This window comes from Actinoplanes sp. GCM10030250 (genome assembly GCF_042666575.1).
Lineage (GTDB): Bacteria > Actinomycetota > Actinomycetes > Mycobacteriales > Micromonosporaceae > Actinoplanes.
Genome location: NZ_JBHTDO010000063.1, coordinates 1 through 18,016 on the forward strand (window position 1 = coordinate 1; position 18,016 = coordinate 18,016).

An 18,016-nucleotide genomic window follows, 5' to 3' on the forward strand; every position below is an offset into this window, starting at 1 on the left:
GGGAGTCTCGTCCTATGTCGACACCGGCCACCCACACCTGCCGTGACCAGCACCGTCAGGTTGGAAAAGGCTCATTGGGCCCGCTTATCTGCAACCTTGGCCAACCGCTGCACACAGCCAGGGATATCGTGCTGCCACTCTTCAACGCTGCATGCCCTATTCGGCGCCTTGCCCGGCACCGCAGCGAAGGCGCTGCCCGGTGCCGCCACCGCCCAGGCAATTGAAGCCACCACCATCACGAAGATTGTCGTGAGAAGTGCCAACCCCCGCCGCAGCATTTCAGGCCTCCAGCTCGGACGGGATGGGAACCACCGTCTGGGGTGGCGATCCCGGGGTCGTGTCCAGGTGTTCGAGGAGGCCTTCGACGTAGGACACGTCGACTCTCACCTTCTGGACTCGTCCGTCGACGTCTCGCATCACGAATTCTCGGAAGCCCAGGCGGTGCTGGGAGGAGGTGTCGACCTGGGAGAGGGACGCCAGGGTCGCCTCGTAGCCGTCGTGGACGGGGACGCGTAGGAGGCGGAGGGCTTCGGAGGCGATTTCCTGGTCTTCGGCGATGCGGCCGACGAAGACGGTGGAGACCAGGTTTTGGACGTCGAGGCCGAGGATGTCGCGGGGGTTCTGGGAGGCGACCAGGGCGGCGAGGTTCCACTTGCGGGAGTCGCGGGCCAGGCGGACCAGGAAGGAGCGGCCGGAGCGCCAGCCTTCCATGAAGTGTGCCTCGTCCAGGCCGACCATTTTGCGGGAGGACATCGAGCCGCCGTAGCAGCGGCGGACGGCCAGGCGGTGTGCGGTGTGCAGCATCGGGAGGGCGAGGGATTCCTCGGCGGACCAGTACTCGCGTTCGATCTTCAGGTCGGGGAGGCGGAGGCCGGCCATGGTGATGACGGTCAGTGCGGCGTCGGAGCCGAGGAGGTGCTGCGGGGGGTGGCCGAAGAAGAGGAGGGCCAGGGGCATCTCGGCGGTGTCGAGGAGCAGGTTCGCCAGTTCCTTGCCCTCGTCGTTGTCCAGGCTCTGGAGGGTGCGGACGACGTCGTCCAGCGTCGACGTCTCCTCGGCCGGGACCTGGCGGACGGCGTGGCGCAGCAGGGTCGCTGTGGACGCCTCCTTGGCGACCTGGGGCGGGACCAGCATCGAGCAGATGTCCTGGACCAGCATGCGGCGTTCGGCGCGGGCGTTGGAGACGGCGATCTCGTATTCGCGGTCGCCGGAGGGGCCGGTGGAGAACTCGGAGCGGACCGGGGTGGGGATCAACGCGTACGGCGCCAGCGTGCCCTGTTCCGACCCGGTCAGGTTCAGCACCCGTGAGTAGGGCCGGAGTTCCGGCATCTGGGCCAGCCGGGCGAGCGGGCCGGACGGGTCGAGCAGGGTGACCTGGACGCCGCGGCGGGCGTTCAGGTAGCCGAGGGCGCCCATCAGCGTCGACTTGCCGCCGCCGGGTTCGGCCACGAAGACGCCGAGGCCGGAGCGTTCCCGCACCTCCATGGGGAAGTGCAGGTCGAGGAAGACCGGCCGGCGGCAGGTCCCCGCGGTACGCCCGATCAGGTCACCACGCCGGTCACCGACGTTGGAGGCGGCCTGGGGCAGCGCCGCCGCGAGCAGTTTGACCGGCATCCGGCGTACGTATCCGGTGTTGGCGATCGGCTCGCCGGGGATGAACTCCCGGGCCAGCTGGTCCTGGTTCTTCGGGTGTTGCAGTGAGATGCGCAGCTCGCGGGAGTAGAGCTGGATGAGCCGCCGGGCCCGCTCCAGGCACTCCTCGCGGGTGGCGCCGCCGACGGCGATCCGGTGCCAGCCGTGCGCACGGGCCGACTCGACGGGCAGGCCGGTGGTCATCTCGTCGCCGATCACCAGGGCGCGCTTGGCGAGGCGTTCCAGCTCCGGGGGTGCGTCGATGCCGTGCTCCGCGTAGTCCAGCTGCTGGGAGCGGATCATGCGGAGCCGGTGCTCGAGGTTCTTGAAGGAGCTGTTCGAGCCGAGGATGTCGATCCGGGAGGAGAGCTCCATCGGCCAGGGCAGCCGCTCGTGGAAGTGCATCCACGGCTCGTGCTTCTCCGGGATCTCCAGCGGCTCCATCCGGCCCACCGACAGGACGGCGACGTGCCGCTCCTCGCCGGACATCCGGTTGACCAGCTTCACCGTCGAGCCGTAGGGGGTGCGGTAGCGCTCGACCTGCTCGGTGAGGGCCAGCAGGTCACCGGTCTCCCAGTGGCCGTTGGAGACGGGGGAGAGCAGGCCCGGCGGTGCCATGCAGAGCGCCACCGAGCGGTAGAGCAGCCACTCCAGCTCCTGCGGGGTGACGCGGCGGCCACGCATACCAAAGGCGTTCAGCACCTCGTCGAACTGCTCGACCGTACGCCCGAGCTTGCGCCGCTCGTTGTCGGACGTGCCCTTGCCGAAGGCCCGCAGGATGCGCTCGGAGAACGTGTCGCCGAGCGAGCGCCGGGCGAAGGTCACACCCAGGTACGTCTGGCCCTCGGCGTGGTTGACCGAGAGCAGGTGACGCTGCGCCGCGACCAGGTGGTTCGACCAGGAGGTCGCGCCGTGCACGTCGGGGAGTGGCTTGGCGGTGAACGAGTCGACAGTGCGGGCCCACTCGTCGGCCGGGAACGGGCGCGTGGTCCGGCGCAGGTGCAGCCGGAATCCGGCGAGTCCCGCGTACTGCTCGGAGATGGCGCTGAGCAGTGCCTCGCGCTCCGCGTCGGGCCGGAACGCCCACCGCACTTCCGGCAGCTGGTACCAGGCGGTGACGGTGCTCTGTGTGAAGGTCAGGTGCCCGGCGATCTCGCTGATCGCCAGCTCCATGGCCGGGTCGCGGTCGTTGAACTTGAGCTTCTGCGGCCGCATCGACGTGGCGGCCTTCGGCTCGTTGCGCTTGATCGCCTTCGACTTCTCCGGCTTGGCGGGTGCCTTCTCCTTGCGCCTGGCGGGCGCTTTCTCCGGCACCGGCACGGGCAGCGGGGCGGGCTGCTGCCACTGCGGAACGGCGGGCGCGGGCAGCGGAGCCGACGTGGGCCACTCGTCGAACTCACTCCAGTCATCCTCGTCCGGCGCAGGAGCGACAGGAGCCGCAGGAGCGACAGGAGCCGCAGGAGCGACCGGAGCCGCAGGAGCGACCGGAGCAGGGGCGATAGCAGGAGCAGCGGAAACCGGCGTAGCGGCGGGAGCAGCGGAAACCGGCTCAGGAAAAGCAAGAGCGACCGGCCCGGCATCCCGATGCCCGTTGCCATTGACGGGTGCAGGCCCAGGCGCCGGCGCCCGGTCGTTGATCCCGAACCCACGATCCGGTTCGGACTCCACCGGCTTCGCATAAAGATCACTCGGACGGGTAGCCGTCGTACCACCGAAGAGATCGAGGAAGGGTGAGTCGATGTCCATCGTGGTGTCCACCGCCGCACCGCGGGGACGGACCGGCTGCGGCGCCTGGAACACCCCTACTCCACCGTGTCCGGGCGCGGTGACGAGCTCTTCCGAGCCGTCCAGCGGGTCGGGCGGTGAGTAGTTGTTCGAGCGCACACCGTTACTTTGCCTGCCTGTCGACGAGGCATCCGCGCGGGGATGCCCGTGCGGAGGAGTTCCGGTCATGCGGAGACCCCACCGAAAGGCACGACAGTCCAACTGGTCATACCAACTCCTCCCGAACCCGGATGCGAGTGGCGACAAGTCTCGGATCGCGTTGCTCCACGGCCGGCTCGCGGGTGCGGCGCCAGTCGGTGAGCGCGGTGCGGATGACGACTCGAGCCGGCCGGTCGGGGTCGACGTGACGGAACACGTACGACGTGGTGACCATGGCCAGGGCGATCTCCCAGGCCGGGAACGGGTCGAACTCGAGCGTGATCAGATAGTGGAGGAACATGAAGAGCGGGACCAGCACGACGAACATCCCGTACTGCGCATAGGGCAGGTGGACGGGCAGCGTGTATCCGGGCGGGCCCAGATAGACAAGGCGGGCCCGGTAGATGTCGTCGTCGGTCCGGAGCCGCATCTCAGTTGAAGATCAGCTTGATGATCGACTCGCCGACGAAGAAGAGCGTCGCGGCGCCGGCGATGAACGCCAGGCCCACGATCGCGATCGCCGAGCTGGTGAGCACCTTGGAGATCTCGCCACGGCTGGCTCGGCCGATGAAGATCACGCCGAGGATCGCGAGCAGGATCGGTGCGATGTTGCTCGCGAAGAAAGTGACGATTCCTTCGGTGTTGATGCTGCCTGATGGCTCCGCCGCCAGGATGGCGAGCTCAGTGGCGATCATCGGTAAACCTCCCCGTGTCCGGTAAGGGGGTACGGACACGCTGCAGTGGTGAACCCGTACGGCAACGCCCATATCGTGCTACCTCTGACTCACCACGTCGAGTGAGTCGTTCGGGCACTGCCATGCTCATCTGCTCTCTTCGGTTACTTCATGATGCCCAGTTCCGAAGAGTACGGCTCGTACTTGCGAGCAACAAGCGCCCGTTTCGTTACTCAAGGTGAAGGAGTGCGTGAATTTCAGTCACGTGGCATCGTACACGTGTTCGAAAGACTGCCGCCCCGTACCCTTTGTGTGTGCCGACAAATGTGCCGACAAAGCCGACGGAAGCGCAGCTCAGCGGCGCTGAGTTGCTTCGGCGAGATCACCCGGTGGTGATGGGCGTCCTCAATGTGACGCCGGATTCGTTCTCCGACGGTGGGAGATACACCGACGTCGACGCCGCGGTTCACCATGGCATCGCACTTTTTCGCCAGGGCGCGCACGTCATCGATGTGGGCGGCGAGTCCACCAGGCCCGGCGCGGAACGCGTGGACGCCGCGACGGAGATCGCCCGGGTGGTTCCGGTGATCGAGCGGTTGTTCGCCCAGGGCGTACCGGTTTCCATCGACACCACTCGTGCCGCGGTCGCGGAGGCCGCCCTCACCGCCGGTGCCGTGGTGATCAACGACGTCTCGGGCGGGCTTGCCGACCCGGGCATGGCGGCGGTCGCGGCCGCCGCGCGCTGTCCCTGGGTGCTGATGCATTGGCGGGGTCACTCCCGTGACATGCAGAAACTCGCCGATTACCGGGACGTGGTCACGGAGGTCCGCGACGAACTGCGGGCCCGTGCTGACGAGGCGGTCGCCGGCGGCGTCGACCCCAGCAGAATCATTTTGGACCCGGGTCTGGGCTTCGCCAAGCGCGCCGAGCACAACTGGGCCCTCAGCGCTCACCTCGACGTGCTCATCGGCCTGGGCTTCCCGGTGCTCTTCGGAGCGAGCCGGAAGACCTATCTCGGTCATCTGCTGGCCGGTCCGGACGGGACGCCGCGCCCGGTGGCGGGCCGCGAGGCGGCCACGCTCGCCACGTCTGTGCTGGCGGTCGCCGCCGGCGCGTGGGGGGTCAGGGTGCACGAGGTGGGCGCGACCGCGGATGCGCTTTCGGTCTGGCGGGCCACCGGCTCACCGAAAATTCAACATCACATTCAACATCAGGGTGTACGGGATGACGACCGCCGCCGAGCAGCAGCGGAGGGACGGGTGAACGGGCAGATCACGCTCACCGGCCTGCGGGCACGGGGCCGGCACGGTGTCTACGACTTCGAGCGCGAGCAGGGTCAGGACTTCGTCGTCGACGTCCGGCTCGACCTGGACCTGGGCCGTGCCGCGGAGACCGACGACGTGGCCGACACCGTGCACTACGGCGAGTTGGCGGACCGGCTGATCGAGGTGCTCACCGGCGAGCCGGTGAGCCTGCTGGAACGGCTCGCCGACCGGCTGCTCGACATCTGCCTCGCCGACCCGCGGGTGGCGGCGGCCGAGATCACCGTGCACAAGCCGCAGGCTCCGATACCGCACGAGTTCGCCGATGTGGCGGTCACCCTGCGCCGGAGTCGTCAGTGACCCGGGCCGTCCTCTCCCTCGGCAGCAACCTCGGTGACCGGGCCGGGCATCTGCGGGCCGCGGTCGATCTGCTGGGCGAGAGCGTTCAGATCGTCTCGGGGGTTTACGAGACTCCTCCGTGGGGCGACGACGGGCAGCCACCGTACCTGAACGCCGTTGTGATCGTGGATGACGTGACCGCGACCCCGCGGCACTGGCTGGAGCGCGCCCAGGCGTGCGAGACGGCTGAGGGCCGGGTCCGTGACCCGGACCGCCGCTTCGGTCCGCGCACGCTCGACGTCGATGTGATCATGGTTTGGGAGACCGACGGTACGGCGGTCGTCAGCGACGACCCCCTGCTGACGCTGCCGCACCCGCGCGCCCACCTGCGGGCCTTCGTGCTGCGTCCGTGGATCGATGTGCATCCGCACGGACGGCTCCCCGGGCACGGCTGGCTCACCGACCTGCTGAACTCGCCGGAACTCGCCGCCGACGTCGCCGCGATGAGCCCCTGTCCGGATCTGTCGCTAGAGTCGAAGGCGTGAGCGCCAACCCGGACGGCCGCCGGACCGACCCGTCGCTTCGGCCCACGAGCATCTCCGTGCTCGTGGTGGCCGGGCTGGCGGCTGCCGCGGTGGGCTGGCTGGTGCTGAGCTTCACCTATACCCGCCTGCCCCAGCTGCCGTGGACGCCGGCGCTCGTGCTCGCCGTGCTGGCGGTCGCCGAGGCCATGCTCGCCCAGAACACCAGCGCCCGGATCCAGCGCAAGCCCGGCGCCCTGCCGGTCCAGCCGCTCGCGGTCGCCCGCTACGTCGCCCTCGCCAAGGCCTCCTCGCTGGTCGGCGCGATCTTCGCCGGGTTCTCCGCGGGCCTGCTCGGCTGGCTGCTGCTGGAGCCGACGCGGGCCGCCCGCGAGGACGTGCCGGCCACCACCGGCGGCCTCGTCGCCGGGCTGGCTCTGATCGGTGCCGCACTCTGGCTGGAGCGTGCGTGCCGAGTGCCGGAACAGCCCGATCGTCAGGATGACGACACGGACCGGCCGTCTGGGCGACTTTGATGCTTGTCGAAGGTATCTAGCCTCTGAACTGAGGCCATCCCGTATCCGTATGCTTTGCGGCGGGCGGCCATAAGCCGGAGTAGCGTGCGCCTCGAACCGCTCGTGGAGGCGTTAGGAGGCGCGGACATGGCCTACGACGAGACCACCTTCCGCCGGCCCGGCGGCGATCAGGCAGCGAACGATCCCGCCGCATACCGGCGGCGCGTTCAGTATGACGACACCGCCGGCTCGACCCTCGATCAGTCACTCAGCGCCCCGGTCACCGCCGGGCCGTTCCCCGCCGCGGCGGAGGAGGACGGGCGCGACCGGCTCGGCATCCACCTCGGCTGGGAAGTGGTGCTGCTGGTCGCCGCGGGCGTTCTCGGCTTCTTCCTGTTCCGTGAGGACTCCGGCGCTCTCCAGCGGCCGGCGCTCGACTCGCTGCTGGTCACCGGCGCCGCGATCGGGCTGCTCACCCTCGGTGCCGGGCTGAGCCTGCGTGCCGGTGCGCCCAACCTGGCGATCGGGCCGGTCGCCCTGGCCGCCGCCCTGCAGTATGCGGAGAACAGCGACAAGGGCGTGCTCCAGGCCCTCGTGCCGGCCCTGATCATCGGTGCGGCCGGTGGCCTGGTGGCCGGCCTGCTGGTCGCCGTGCTGCACGTGCCGGGCTGGGCGGTGAGCCTGGGCGCCGGGCTCGGCGTGATCGTCTTCATCCAGCTGCGTGTCGAGCCGATCGTGGTGCAGGGCGACTGGGACCCGACCGGCAAGGCGTTTCTGCTCTTCGGCGGGTTCGCGATCCTGGCCGTCCTCGGTGGCGGGCTGGGCGCGATCGGCCCGGTGCGCCGCTTCTTCGGGCGGCTGCGGCCAGCGGGCGATCCGGCCCGGCGGCGAGGCACCGCGGCCGCCGTACCGGTCCTGGTCGCCATGGTCCTGTCCACAGTCTTCGCGGTCGGCGCGGGTGTGCTCTTCGCCGCCCAGTCGGCCGGCCCGATCGTCCCGGGCACCGGCCTGGAGTGGACCGGCATCGCGATGGGCCTGGCAATGCTCGCCGGCACGAGTGCCTACGGCCGGCGCGGCGGCATCTTCGGCACCCTCTTCGCGGTGACGGCGCTGACCCTCTTCCTCGACTACGAGAACCGGCGTGAGCTCGACATCGCGCTCTTCGCGATCGCCGCGAGCCTGGTCGTGGCCGGCCTGATCATCACCCGGCTCGTGGAGACCTACGGCAGCCTGGGCTCCGGCGGCACCGCCGTGGAGTGGAACGCCGCACCCTCCAGCGCCGCCGCGAACTGGTCGCCGGCCTCACCGGAGACGTGGAACGCCCCGGCCACACCGGCCGCGCCCAGCGACCGTTGGGACGACGGCCCGTGGGGCGCAACGCGCTGATCTATGCTTCGTCAATGACCACGCCCAGCTTCGCTGAACTGGACGCCCTGCCCACCGAGGTGCTGCGTGAGCGCGCCTTCGCGAAGGCGCGCGAGCACCACGACGTCAAGTTCTACTGGTCGGTGCTCCAGCACCTGCCGGATGCGGACGAGGCCGCCTCCCTCGACGGCGCGCCCAACTCGATCGGACCGACGGTCGACGAGGCCGTCGCCCTCTTCCGTGAGCTGGACGGTCGCGATCTGGGTGAGCAGGAGCCGCTGCTGCGGGCCGCCTTCATCGACTACCTGGGCAGGCAGTGACAACCGTCGTTTGAGATGAGCGCCCCGCTGGGAATAGCGGGGCCATGGCTCTCGGCAATCGATATAAGACCGCACCCGGCGCGGGCACGCTCGCGGCCCTGGTGCTCGTACTCGTCTTCGGCAGCCCCTGGTACGCGGACTGGGCTGTGGAGAACACCGACCCGGAAACGGCCGGTGGATGGTGGCTGCAACTGCTGGCCTGGCCGCACTGGAGCTTCGACACCGACGACTCGTTGCGTGACGTGATCGTCGGCGATCTCAAGGCGATCCTGCTGGTGGTGCTGACCTTCCTCTTCCTCTACCTCCTGCCCGGCTCCCAGCTGGCTAGGGCGCGCGGCACGATCAGCCAGTTCTTCGCCGGCTGGGCCGCGTACGTCTTCGCGGGCGGGTTCGCCGCCCTGCTCGCCACGCTCTTCCTGAGCAACCCGTCCCTGCTGGGTGCGTTCCGGGCGGCCGGCTCCGGCGCCCAGTACGGGCTCTTCGTCGGCTGGATCATCGGCCTCGCCACGCTCGGTGGCTGGCGCGGAACCAGGTGAGGCTCACACCTTCGCAGGCACCTCGAACACGGCCGCCCGGGACACCGATCCCACCGGGCGGCCGTTCTCGATCACCAGGACGGTTTCGCAGCTGTCGGTGAGCATCACCGCGAGGGCGTCGTGCAGCGTGGCGCCGGCCTCCACGGAGGGCACCCCGTCAACAGCCGTGCCGTCGTACGGGGCCATCACGTCGCGGACCGGGGTCACGGCGAGGCGCCGGATGCCCCGGTCGGCACCGACGAAGTCGCTGACCTCGGACGACGACGGGTTGCTCAGCAGTTCGGCGGGTGGCGCGTACTGCAGGAGGCGGCCGCCCTCGGCGAGCACCGCGATCCGGTCGCCCATCCGGACGGCCTCGTCGATGTCGTGGGTGACGAGCACGATCGTCTTGCGGACCGCGTCCTGCAGGCGGAGGAACTCCTCCTGGAGCCGGCCCCGGACGATCGGGTCGACCGCGGAGAACGGCTCGTCCATGAGCAGCACCAGCGGGTCCGCGGCGAGCGCCCGGGCAACACCGACACGCTGCCGCTGACCGCCGGAGAGCTCGTGCGGGTAACGCTTGCCGTACCGGGCGGGGTCGAGCCCGACCAGGTCGAGGAGCTCGTCGGAGCGGGTCTCGACCCGCTTACGGTCCCAGCCGAGCAGGCGCGGCACGGTGCCGACGTTGGTACGGACGGTGTGGTGCGGGAAGAGTCCCACATTCTGGATCACGTAGCCGATCTGCCGGCGCAGTTCCACCGGGTCCTGCTGGAGCACGTTGCGCCCGTCGATCGCGATCACACCGCTCGTCGGCTCGATCAAGCGGTTGATCATGCGAAGAATGGTGGATTTGCCCGAGCCGGACGGGCCGATCAGGACGGCCAGCTCCCCGGCGCGCACCTCGAGGCTGAACCCGGAGACGGCGGCGGTGCCGTCCGGGTACACCTTGCCGACGTCCTCCAGTGTGATCGATGCAGAGGTAGCGTCCACGTATGCCCTTCCTGTCGTGGGGTCCGGCGCTCTTGACGCCGGTCGCTGCCCCCGCCGATGACGGCCCGGGGAACCCCTGGTTCTCCTGGCGGTACGTCCGAGAGAACGCCGACGCGATCGGCGACGCCCTCAGCTTCCACGCCGGACTGACCGCGAGAACGGTCCTCATCGCCCTGGTGGTCGCACTGCCCCTCGCTGTCGTCGCCTACTGGATCAGACCGCTGACCGCGCCGATTCTCGCACTCTCCGGCGTTCTCTACACGATCCCTTCGCTGGCACTTCTCGCCCTGCTGGCCCCGCTGGTCGGCACGACGAACACCAGTTCGGTGCTGATCGCCCTCGTCATGTACGCGCTGCTGGTCCTCGTCCGCAACTCTCTGGCCGGGCTCACCCAGGTCCCCGCCGAGGTCCTGGAGGCGGCGACGGGCATGGGATACGGGCGGTTCGGCCGGCTGTGGCGGGTCGAGCTGCCGCTCGCGCTCCCCGGGATCGTCACCGGCGTACGGCTGGCGACGGTGTCGACTGTGGCGCTGGTCACGGTCGGCTCGCTGATCGGTCAGGGCGGCCTCGGTGACCTGATCATGAGTGGCTTCCGGAACAACTTCTACAAGGCGCAGATCATGACCGGCGCGCTCCTCTGCGTCGCCCTGGCGCTGGTCCTGGACCTGATGCTGGCCGGGCTCGGCCGCCTGCTGACGCCGTGGAGCCGGGGGAGGGCGGCATGAACTACTTCCAAGAGGGCTTCGTCTGGTTCAACGACCCGCTCAACTGGACGAACCCGGGTGGCCTGCTGGACCGGATCGGCGAGCATCTGGTGATCAGCTTTTGGGCGGTGCTGCTCGGGTGCGCGATCGGCTGGCCGATCGGCATCTGGCTCGGGCACCGCGGCCGGGGTGGCGGTGCCGTGCTCACGGTCGCCAACCTCACCCTGGCCATCCCGACCCTGGCACTGCTGACCATCCTGCCGCTCACCCCGCTCGGCTTCGGCAAACCGCCGGTGGTGGTGGCCCTCGCCGTGTTCGCGGTGCCGCCGCTGCTGGCCAACGCGTACACCGGGTTGCGCTCGGTTGACCCGGAGACCCGGGACGCGGCCCGCGGGATGGGGCTGTCCGGCGGGCAGCTGCTGCGCCAGGTGGAGCTGCCGCTGGCCGTGCCCTATCTGGCGGCCGGCCTGCGTACCGCGTCGGTGCAGGTGGTGGCCACCGCGGCGCTGGCGGCGTTCGTCAACGGCGGTGGGCTCGGCCAGATCATCAGCGCCGGGTTCGGCATCGGGATGAGCAACGGCGGCGGAGGCCAGATCGTCGCCGGCGGCATCGCTGTGGCGTTACTCGCACTGCTCGTCGAAGGGCTGCTCGCGGTGGTCCAACGCCTGGTCACACCGCCTGCGCTTCGGGTCAGAGGCAGGCGTACGCAGGCCGCGGCGGCCCCGGCCGGATAACGCTCCGGCATCGGAACGATGATCTTGTCATACCCACCGGGTAGGAATGTCTAGAAACTTGAACGGGCATCGCAGGTCGGCTGCCCGTCGGACACGCGGCACGGCCAACGTGGCCGTCCGGGACACAGAAGGCGGCAGTAATGCGCAGACATCTTTTCCGGGCGGCCGGCGTCCTCGCCGTCGCCGTCGTCCTCAGCGGCTGTGGTGATGCCGGTTCGTCCGGCACCGAGGCCCCGCCCTCCGCGGCTGCCGGAGGCGGCCAGGGCTGTGCCCCGGTCGCCGGTGACGCGCTCGTGGTGCTCACCGACGACAAGCAGCTGCAGAACACCGACAACGTCATCCCGGCCATCAACAAGAAGGCAGCGACGCCCGAGCTCATCGCCGCGCTCGACAAGGTGTCGGAGGCTCTCGACACCACCAAACTGATCAACCTGAACAAGGCCGTCGACATCGACCGCAAGTCGTCCAAGGCGGCGGCCCAGGAATTCGCCACGACGAGCAACCTGGCCGCGGGCATCACCAAGGGCCCGGGCGGCAACATCACCGTCGGTGCCGCCGACTTCAGCGAGAGCGCCACGCTCGGCGAGCTCTACGGCATCGCGCTGACCGCGGCGGGCTACACCGTCAAGGTCCAGCAGATCGGCAACCGCGAGCTCTATGAGCCCGCCCTCGAGAAGGGCGAGATCCAGGTCGTCCCGGAGTATGCGGCCACCCTGGCGTATTTCCTGGCCGGCAAGGTCGACGGCAAGGACGCCAAGGACCCGTCGTCGCCCGACCTGAACACCACCGTCACCAACCTCAAGGCCCTCGGTGAGAAGACCGGCCTGGCCTTCGGTGCGGCCAGCTCGGCGCAGGACCAGAACGCGTTCGCCACCACCCAGGCGTTCGCCGACAAGTACAGCGTGAAGACCCTCTCCGACCTGGCGGCCAAGTGCTCCGGGACGGCGACGGTGCTGGGCGGTCCGGCGGAGTGCCCGCAGCGGCCCAAGTGCCAGCAGGGCCTGGTCGAGACGTACTCGTTCCAGGCGGGCAGCTTCACCACGCTGGACGCCGGTGGTCCGCTCACCAAGACCGGCCTGAAGCAGGGCACCATCTCGGTCGGCCTCGTCTTCAGCTCGGACGGCGCACTCGCGGCGGGTTGATTCGGCGGATTGATCCGGCTGGGCTGATCCGGCGGGTTGATCCGGCGGGTTGACCCGGCTGGCCTGATCCGGCGGATTGATTCGGCGGGTTGACCCGGCTGGCCTGATCCGGCGGATTGATTCGGCGGTTGATTTCGGAGCGGCCGGGGGCAGGTTGTCGCTGGCCGCGCATCCTCCGACGGGCCGAGCATCGGGAACCGGTATGCCGTCCCGGTGCTCGGCCGTTTCGTCCGGGGCGCACTCTCGGTAACATCTGCGCCCATGCCGGAACGGGACCCCCAAGCGGGACACAACGCGCGGCTGCTCCGTGGCCTTCTCTGGGCCGGAGTGGTCATCGCCCCGCTGGCGGCTGCGGTCGTCCTGGTGGGCGGTGGGTCGAGCTCGGTCCGCTTCGGGGTGGTGCTGGTCGCGGTCAGCGTGGTGCTGGTCGGTGCGTCGACGCTGATCCGCAACGATCCGGTGCTGCTGCGTATGGACGTGGAGGACCGCGTCGCCGAGGAGGTCGAAGCACTCCGCAAGGAGATGCGGGCCGAACTCGCGGCGGTCGCGTCCGTGGCTCAGGCTCCGCCGCCGCGGCCGCTGACACCCCGCACGTCCGGGGGGCGCGCTCAGGTGGCAGCGGTACCGCCGATGGATGCCGGTTACGCGGGGCAGGACTTCGGGCCCAGCGATGTGCCGGCGCAGCCGCTGGCTCCCGTGTTTGCCGTCCCGGACGACGGGGCTGGTTATGGGACCGCTGGGGAGCCTGGTTATGGGGACGCGCCTGAGGGCGGGGAGTTCGGGTACGGGGCGGACGGGCACCCTGGGTTCGGGCCGGGGTCCGGGTTCGCTGATCAGCAGGACTTCCCGGGGCCGGGGTTCGACAGCCAGGGGTTCGACAGCCAGGGTTTCGGCGCGCCGAAGTTCGAGGGGCCGGCTTACGGTGGGCAGGGTTTCGGTGGGCAGGGCTATGACGGTGAGCCGGGCTATGACGTCGCGGCCGGGTACAGCCAGGACACCACCGGCTATGACGACGACTACGGGCAAGAGGGCTTCGAGCCGGGCAGCTTCGAGTCGGGCAGCCTCGAGCCGGGCGGATTTGAGCAGGGCGGCGATTACGGCTCCGGGGAGTACGGCACTCGGGTGAGCAACCACCCTGGGGGCAGTGGTCACCCGGGCACCCAGTTCCACGAGTCACCGGAGCCGCCGGCGGCGCGGCCCACGAATCCCGGTCGTAGCACGGGTGGGCGAGCGTCCGTCCCGGGTGGGCGAGTCCCGCAGGGGGTTCCGCACGCTTCCGGTGCGGCCTCGGTACCGGCTCCCGGGCCGATGACGGGCTCGGCTCAGGTATCCGGTGTACCGGGTGCCCGGCCGGCTTCCATGCCGGTCGCTCCGTCCTCCGACTCCGGTCCGGTGCCTCGTCCGCGTGCCGCCGCCTCGGTGCCGCCGTCCGCTCCCGGCCAGGTCCGCCCCTCGGGTGCGGCCTCGGTACCGCCACCCGGTGCCGCTCCGGCCCGCGCGGCGGCCTCCGTGCGACCAGGCCCACCCTCCGGCGCGGCTCGACCAGGGCCGCCCACCGGCGCGGCTCGACCCGGCCCGCCCTCGGGTGCGGCTCGACCGGCCCCGCCGCCCGGACCGCCCCGCTCAGGCCCGCACTCCGGCCCGGCTGGACCCGGCCCGCACGGTGGTCCTCAGCCGGTCCGGCCCGGAACCCAGTACGGGCGGCCGGACTCCCCGGACGGCGACTTCGGTGCCGCCAACGGGTATGCCGGGGCGAACGACTACGGCTTCGAGGAGTACGACCAGCGCACCGGTCAGGCCGAGAGCGGCTACTACGAGCAGGGCGCTCACGAGACCGGTGGCTACGAGGCCGGCACCTATGAGGCTGAGGGCTACGAGCCCGGCGGTTACCCGGCGGAGGTCTTCGAGTCCGGCGGCTTCTCGGCGAACGAGTACGACTCCGGTGCCTACCAGAAGGCGGACCAGCCGGGTGACGGCGCCGAGTACAAGGCCCGCCGGCACCGCCCGTCAGCCAACGACACCAACGTCGGAAGCCTCGCCGACTTCGCCACGTACGGCGGCTACCGCGACGACCCTCGCTGAACCTCCGCAGCACCCACGGCGCCTCAGCGCGCGCGAAGCAGCGCTGGGAGCCAGCTGGGTTGAGCCGGCTGGGCGTGGGTGGGGCTTGAAGCCGCGCGAGGCCCCCCTAGGAGCCAGCTGGGGGGTTCAGGGGGTGGGGGAGAACTCCTGGGTGCCCAGGACCTGGAGGAGGGCCAGGCGCTCGCGGGTCTCGTCGTCGGCCGGGGTCAGGACCAACAGCTGCTGGCCCTGGTCGGGGGTGTTCAGGGTTTCGCAGTCCATCAGCATCAGGCCGACGCGCGGGTGCAGGAGGGTTTTGCGGTCGGCGCGGCGTACCTTCACTTGGTGCTCGGCCCAGAGGGTGCGGAAGTCGGCACTCTCGGCCTGGAGCCGTTCGATCAGGGCGGTGACGGTGGGGTCGCCGGAGCGGCGGCCGGCGACCGCGCGCAGGTCGGCGACCAGCGCGCGGGTGTGTATCTCCCGATCCGCGCCGGGGTGGGCGGCGGCGGTGGCCGGGTCGGTGAACCAGCGGTACGCGGCGTAGCGCCGGTAGCCGGTGAAGCGGGTGAGGTCGCCCGTCAACAGCAGGGAGGTCCGGTTCTGGGCGAGGACCTCGCCGAGGTCGGACATCACCAGGGCGGCGGTGCCGTCGAGCAGGTCGAGCATGCGCAGCAGGCCGGCGCGGGCCAGGGCGGCCACCCCTTCGGCCGGCGGGGGCTGGTGGCCGGCCAGGTGGAACAGGTGGGTGCGTTCGTCGTCGGAGAGGCGCAGGGCCCGGGCCAGCGCGCTGAGCAGCTGGGTGGAGGGCTGGCTGCTGCGGCCCTGTTCGAGGCGGACCACGTAGTCGACTGACATGCCGGCGAGCATCGCCACCTCCTCGCGGCGCAGGCCGGTGGTGCGGCGGCGAGGGCCCTCAGTGATGCCGGCCTCGGCGGGGCGGATCGCCTCGCGGCGGCGGCGCAGGAAGTCGGCGAGCTCGGCACGCTGCATGTCCCCATGGTCCCGCGGCGCGGCCGGGGGAGACAGGGAGTCGCTCTCCCACGATAAGCGCTCCGCTCCCGCACACCGTGACACGAGCGCATCGTGGTGGGCAGACCGAAGGAGAGCACGATGAAGGGCGACACGATGAGGACACGCACTTTGGGCCGCACCGGCCCGGCCGTCTCCGAGCTGGGGCTGGGCGCGATGGGCATGTCGCCCGGCGCCTACGGCACGCCGGACCGGGCGGAGAGCATCGCGACAGTGCACGCCGCCCTGGAGGCCGGTGTCACGCTTCTCGACACCGGCGATTTCTACGCCATGGGCCACAACGAGCTGCTGCTCGCCGAGGCGCTGCGGGGACGGGACCGGGACAGCTACCGGTTGAGCGTCAAGTTCGGCGTGCTGCGCGGGCCGGGACCCCGCTTCGGCGGGCAGGACGGCAGGCCGGAGGCGGTGCGGAACTTCCTGGCGTATTCGCTGACCCGGCTGGGTGTCGACCACATCGACGTCTACCGCCCGGCGCGGCTGGACCCGAAGGTGCCGATCGAGGAGACGGTGGGCGCGATCAAGGAGATGGTCGACGCCGGTCATGTACGGCACATCGGCCTCTCGGAGGTGGACGCGGCGACGATCCGGCGGGCGCACGCCGTACACCCGATCTCCGACCTCCAGATCGAGTACTCGCTGATCTCCCGTGCCGTAGAGGCCGAGGTGCTGCCCACACTGCGGGAACTCGGGATCGGGCTGACCGCGTACGGTGTACTCGGCCGCGGCCTGATCTCGGGGCACTGGTCCGCCGGGCAGTCGGCCCCGGGTGATGCCCGCGGCGTCCACCCCCGCTTCTCCCAGGGCAACGTGGAGCACAACCTCACGCTCGTGGAGGCGCTGCGCCGGGTAGCGCGGGAGAAGGACTGCACGGTGGCGCAGCTGGCCATCGCCTGGGTTGCCGCGCAGGGTGACGACATCGTGCCGCTGGTCGGTGCCCGTACCCGGGAGCGGCTGGCCGAGGCGCTGCCCGCGGTCGAGGTGGACCTCACCGCCGACGACCTCGCCGAGATCGAGAAGGCGGTTCCGGTGGGCTCGGCGCGCGGCGACCGCTACCCGTCCGCGTTCATGGCCGGCCTGGGCGTCGGAAACTGAGGATCCGCTACTTGTCGATGTCTCCGACGACGAAGAACATCGAGCCGAGGATCGCGATCAGGTCCGGCACCAGGCAGCCCGGGATCAGCGTCGCGAGAGCTTGGACGTTCGCGTAGGAAGCGGTCCGCAACTTGAGCCGCCACGGTGTCTTCTCACCGCGGGAGACCAGGTAGTACCCGTTGACCCCGAGCGGGTTCTCGGTCCACGCATAGGTGTGCCCCTCCGGCGCCTTGACCACCTTGGGCAGTCGCACGTTGACCGGCCCGCTGATCCGGTCCACCCGGTTCAAGCACTCGTCGACCAGGTCCAGCGACACGTACGCCTGCTCCAGCAGGACCTCGAACCGGGCGTGACAGTCACCCGCTGTCCGTGTCACGACCGGCACCGTCAACTGGTCGTAGAAGAGGTAGGGCTCGTCACGCCGTACGTCAAAATCCAGACCGCTCGCCCGGGCCACCGGTCCTGAGGCGCCGTAGGCGGCTGCCTCCTGCGCGCTCAGCACGCCGACGCCGACGGTGCGCGCCAGGAAGATGTCGTTCTTGTGGATGATCTTGTCAAGGTCCGGCATCCGGCGTCGCACCGCGGCGACCGCCTGCCGGGCCCGCCCGGTCCACCCGGCCGGAACCTCCTCCTTCAGGCCGCCCACCCGGTTGAACATGTAGTGGATCCGGCCGCCGGAGACCTCCTCCATGACCGCCTGCAGCGTCTCCCGCTCGCGGAACGCGTAGAACATCGGCGTGATCGCGCCGATCTCGAGCGGGTAGGAACCGAGGAACATCAGGTGGTTGAGCACCCGGTTCAGCTCGGCCAGGGCCATCCGCAGCCAGACCGCGCGCTCCGGAACCTCGATGCCCATCAGGCGTTCGACGGCGAGCACCACGCCGAGCTCGTTGGAGAAGGCCGACAGCCAGTCGTGCCGGTTGGCCAGCATGATGATCTGCCGGTAGTCGCGGACCTCGAAGAGCTTCTCCGCGCCCCGGTGCATGTAGCCGACGATCGGTTCGCAGGAGGTGACCCGTTCGCCGTCCAGCGTGAGCTTGAGCCGGAGCACACCGTGTGTGGAGGGGTGTTGCGGTCCGATGTTGAGGACCATGTCGGCGGTGTCGAGCCCTGCACCGGTCCCGACCGTCATCTCGCGGGGGAGGCCTTCATTCCGATTCAGGGCGGCGGGCGGGGCGGTCGGATGGGTCACGGGAGC

17 protein-coding genes are annotated in these 18,016 nt (G+C 70.2%); 11 read left to right on the forward strand and 6 right to left on the reverse strand.

Annotated elements, in window-relative coordinates; translation table 11 throughout:
• Positions 1-279 precede the first annotated feature (279 nt).
• The 3 genes from ACFQV6_RS42790 to ACFQV6_RS42800 are packed head-to-tail and all read right to left on the reverse strand — an operon-like array spanning position 280 to position 4,250.
• Positions 280-3,585 (reverse strand): ATP-binding protein, encoded by a 3,306-nt coding sequence (locus ACFQV6_RS42790; RefSeq protein WP_378033469.1) that lies wholly within the window; start codon positions 3,583-3,585, stop codon positions 280-282.
• Positions 3,586-3,622: 37 nt separating this feature from the next.
• Positions 3,623-3,985, reverse strand: coding sequence for a hypothetical protein (locus ACFQV6_RS42795; protein ID WP_378033470.1), 363 nt, complete (start codon positions 3,983-3,985; stop codon positions 3,623-3,625).
• A 1-nt stretch (position 3,986) separates the two neighbouring features.
• A complete protein-coding gene (locus tag ACFQV6_RS42800) occupies positions 3,987-4,250 on the reverse strand; it encodes a hypothetical protein (protein WP_378033471.1) in 264 nt (87 codons plus the stop codon).
• Between the two features lie 374 nt (positions 4,251-4,624).
• Here ACFQV6_RS42800 and folP point away from each other — a divergent pair, with 374 nt between their 5' ends.
• The 6 genes from folP (at position 4,625) to ACFQV6_RS42830 (ending at position 9,087) form a co-directional block, all read left to right on the forward strand.
• Positions 4,625-5,851: a dihydropteroate synthase gene (gene folP, locus ACFQV6_RS42805; RefSeq protein ID WP_378033494.1), complete on the forward strand. Its 1,227-nt coding sequence runs from the start codon at positions 4,625-4,627 to the stop codon at positions 5,849-5,851.
• Positions 5,848-6,375 carry a 2-amino-4-hydroxy-6-hydroxymethyldihydropteridine diphosphokinase gene (gene folK / locus ACFQV6_RS42810; RefSeq protein WP_378033472.1) on the forward strand — a complete coding sequence of 176 codons (528 nt, stop codon included), beginning with the start codon at positions 5,848-5,850 and terminating at the stop codon, positions 6,373-6,375. Before folP ends, folK begins: the two co-directional genes overlap by 4 nt.
• On the forward strand, positions 6,372-6,887 hold the full coding sequence (locus ACFQV6_RS42815; protein WP_378033473.1) for a DUF3180 domain-containing protein: 516 nt from the start codon (positions 6,372-6,374) through the stop codon (positions 6,885-6,887). The genes folK and ACFQV6_RS42815 overlap by 4 nt, the downstream gene beginning before the upstream one ends.
• A gap of 126 nt (positions 6,888-7,013) precedes the next feature.
• Positions 7,014-8,252, forward strand: coding sequence for an ABC transporter permease (locus tag ACFQV6_RS42820; protein ID WP_378033474.1), 1,239 nt, complete (start codon positions 7,014-7,016; stop codon positions 8,250-8,252).
• 14 nt (positions 8,253-8,266) lie between these two features.
• Positions 8,267-8,551: a hypothetical protein gene (locus ACFQV6_RS42825; RefSeq protein ID WP_378033475.1), complete on the forward strand. Its 285-nt coding sequence runs from the start codon at positions 8,267-8,269 to the stop codon at positions 8,549-8,551.
• Between the two features lie 44 nt (positions 8,552-8,595).
• Positions 8,596-9,087 (forward strand): hypothetical protein, encoded by a 492-nt coding sequence (locus tag ACFQV6_RS42830; protein WP_378033476.1) that lies wholly within the window; start codon positions 8,596-8,598, stop codon positions 9,085-9,087.
• A gap of 3 nt (positions 9,088-9,090) precedes the next feature.
• Here the strand turns inward: ACFQV6_RS42830 and ACFQV6_RS42835 are convergent, their stop codons facing one another.
• On the reverse strand, positions 9,091-10,056 hold the full coding sequence (locus ACFQV6_RS42835) for an ABC transporter ATP-binding protein (protein ID WP_378033477.1): 966 nt from the start codon (positions 10,054-10,056) through the stop codon (positions 9,091-9,093).
• 2 nt (positions 10,057-10,058) lie between these two features.
• Between ACFQV6_RS42835 and ACFQV6_RS42840 the strand changes: the two genes are divergently transcribed.
• The 4 genes from ACFQV6_RS42840 to ACFQV6_RS42855 all read left to right on the forward strand — a co-directional run bounded on the left by ACFQV6_RS42840 (position 10,059) and on the right by ACFQV6_RS42855 (position 14,718).
• Complete coding sequence (locus tag ACFQV6_RS42840) at positions 10,059-10,781, forward strand: ABC transporter permease (RefSeq protein WP_378033478.1); 723 nt, start codon at positions 10,059-10,061, stop codon at positions 10,779-10,781.
• Positions 10,778-11,494, forward strand: coding sequence for an ABC transporter permease (locus tag ACFQV6_RS42845; RefSeq protein WP_378033479.1), 717 nt, complete (start codon positions 10,778-10,780; stop codon positions 11,492-11,494). The genes ACFQV6_RS42840 and ACFQV6_RS42845 overlap by 4 nt, the downstream gene beginning before the upstream one ends.
• Before the next feature lie 140 nt (positions 11,495-11,634).
• Complete coding sequence (locus ACFQV6_RS42850; protein ID WP_378033480.1) at positions 11,635-12,636, forward strand: glycine betaine ABC transporter substrate-binding protein; 1,002 nt, start codon at positions 11,635-11,637, stop codon at positions 12,634-12,636.
• Positions 12,637-12,897: 261 nt separating this feature from the next.
• Positions 12,898-14,718, forward strand: a complete 1,821-nt coding sequence (locus ACFQV6_RS42855; protein ID WP_378033481.1) for a hypothetical protein — start codon at positions 12,898-12,900, stop codon at positions 14,716-14,718.
• Between the two features lie 126 nt (positions 14,719-14,844).
• Here the strand turns inward: ACFQV6_RS42855 and ACFQV6_RS42860 are convergent, their stop codons facing one another.
• Complete coding sequence (locus ACFQV6_RS42860; protein WP_378033482.1) at positions 14,845-15,687, reverse strand: helix-turn-helix transcriptional regulator; 843 nt, start codon at positions 15,685-15,687, stop codon at positions 14,845-14,847.
• Positions 15,688-15,807: 120 nt separating this feature from the next.
• Between ACFQV6_RS42860 and ACFQV6_RS42865 the strand changes: the two genes are divergently transcribed.
• Complete coding sequence (locus tag ACFQV6_RS42865) at positions 15,808-16,818, forward strand: aldo/keto reductase (protein ID WP_378033483.1); 1,011 nt, start codon at positions 15,808-15,810, stop codon at positions 16,816-16,818.
• 7 nt (positions 16,819-16,825) lie between these two features.
• On the opposite strand, the gene ACFQV6_RS42870 is transcribed toward ACFQV6_RS42865, so the two are convergent.
• Positions 16,826-17,950, reverse strand: coding sequence for an NADH-quinone oxidoreductase subunit D (locus ACFQV6_RS42870; RefSeq protein WP_378033495.1), 1,125 nt, complete (start codon positions 17,948-17,950; stop codon positions 16,826-16,828).
• Positions 17,951-18,016 lie beyond the last annotated feature (66 nt).

Excerpts from the sequence above, each read along its gene's own strand:
- ACFQV6_RS42790 (WP_378033469.1), bottom strand. The coding sequence starts at position 3,585 with ATGACCGGAACTCCTCCGCACGGGCATCCCCGCGCGGATGCCTCGTCG.
- ACFQV6_RS42795 (WP_378033470.1), bottom strand. The coding sequence starts at position 3,985 with ATGCGGCTCCGGACCGACGACGACATCTACCGGGCCCGCCTTGTCTAT.
- ACFQV6_RS42800 (WP_378033471.1), bottom strand. The coding sequence starts at position 4,250 with ATGATCGCCACTGAGCTCGCCATCCTGGCGGCGGAGCCATCAGGCAGC.
- folP (WP_378033494.1), top strand. The coding sequence starts at position 4,625 with ATGGGCGTCCTCAATGTGACGCCGGATTCGTTCTCCGACGGTGGGAGA.
- ACFQV6_RS42820 (WP_378033474.1), top strand. The coding sequence starts at position 7,014 with ATGGCCTACGACGAGACCACCTTCCGCCGGCCCGGCGGCGATCAGGCA.
- ACFQV6_RS42825 (WP_378033475.1), top strand. The coding sequence starts at position 8,267 with ATGACCACGCCCAGCTTCGCTGAACTGGACGCCCTGCCCACCGAGGTG.
- ACFQV6_RS42830 (WP_378033476.1), top strand. The coding sequence starts at position 8,596 with ATGGCTCTCGGCAATCGATATAAGACCGCACCCGGCGCGGGCACGCTC.
- ACFQV6_RS42840 (WP_378033478.1), top strand. The coding sequence starts at position 10,059 with ATGCCCTTCCTGTCGTGGGGTCCGGCGCTCTTGACGCCGGTCGCTGCC.
- ACFQV6_RS42845 (WP_378033479.1), top strand. The coding sequence starts at position 10,778 with ATGAACTACTTCCAAGAGGGCTTCGTCTGGTTCAACGACCCGCTCAAC.
- ACFQV6_RS42850 (WP_378033480.1), top strand. The coding sequence starts at position 11,635 with ATGCGCAGACATCTTTTCCGGGCGGCCGGCGTCCTCGCCGTCGCCGTC.
- ACFQV6_RS42855 (WP_378033481.1), top strand. The coding sequence starts at position 12,898 with ATGCCGGAACGGGACCCCCAAGCGGGACACAACGCGCGGCTGCTCCGT.
- ACFQV6_RS42860 (WP_378033482.1), bottom strand. The coding sequence starts at position 15,687 with ATGCAGCGTGCCGAGCTCGCCGACTTCCTGCGCCGCCGCCGCGAGGCG.
- ACFQV6_RS42865 (WP_378033483.1), top strand. The coding sequence starts at position 15,808 with ATGAAGGGCGACACGATGAGGACACGCACTTTGGGCCGCACCGGCCCG.
- ACFQV6_RS42870 (WP_378033495.1), bottom strand. The coding sequence starts at position 17,950 with ATGACGGTCGGGACCGGTGCAGGGCTCGACACCGCCGACATGGTCCTC.